The 707-nt window shown below is 32.1% G+C and carries 2 pseudogenes; one reads left to right on the top strand and one right to left on the bottom strand.

What is annotated here, in order from left to right:
• Window positions 1-42 precede the first annotated feature (42 nt).
• Window positions 43-440, top strand: a pseudogene (locus tag CCY16_RS00770) (Hsp70 family protein); the annotation flags it as partial.
• Window positions 441-442: 2 nt separating this feature from the next.
• Here the strand turns inward: CCY16_RS00770 and lepB are convergent.
• Window positions 443-707, bottom strand: a pseudogene (gene lepB / locus CCY16_RS00765) (signal peptidase I); the annotation flags it as partial.

The raw sequence follows: 707 nt of genomic DNA, 5'->3' as shown, positions 1-707 counted from the left end.
GATGATTGTAGGAATTTGTATTTGAATTTGTAGATTTTTTTTGCAGGTTCTGCAAGAGTTGAAATAGAATTCATATTTAATGTTGACGGAATATTAACTGTTACTGCAAGAGAAAAAAAACTACTGAAATCGAGCAGACAGTTGAAATAAATTCAAGCTTTGGCTTAAGCGAAGCCGATATTCAAGACATGATTAGCCAGTCAATAAACAACTTCGATGAAAACATGAAAGCTCGTTTCCTTGCAGAAGCTAAAATTAATGGGAATAAGCTCACACATTTGGTTGAAAGTAATGATAATCTTTCCACTGATAAAAATCTAAAAAATCTGTTACAAAACACAAAAAACGTCTTACAAGGAATTGACTTGAATGAAATTAATAATGTTATCACTGAGCTGGAAAGCTCCTCTTTAGAGTTATGTGAATCAACAAATAAGTAGAGTTACGCAACCTTGTGCAATATCCTGTCTAATCTAAGAGCAATAGGTATTCTGAAGTTAAAAGGCAGCTAATCGACCTTCTCTAATTTAAACGATAAACCAACTATGCTTACACGTCCAATTATGTTTTTCATTGGTATAAAACCAACTTCAGGAAACCTACTATCCAAAGAATTATTTCTATTGTCCTCCATAACAAAAAATTGATTGTTAGGTACATAATAAACCGGAGTACCATATGATAGCTTATTAGAAACGTTATCTATC

The organism is Wolbachia endosymbiont of Wuchereria bancrofti, assembly GCF_002204235.2.
Taxonomy (GTDB): Bacteria; Pseudomonadota; Alphaproteobacteria; order Rickettsiales; family Anaplasmataceae; genus Wolbachia.
The sequence above is the reverse complement of the archived record's forward strand: the minus strand, read 5'-3'. Positions and strand labels throughout refer to the sequence as shown.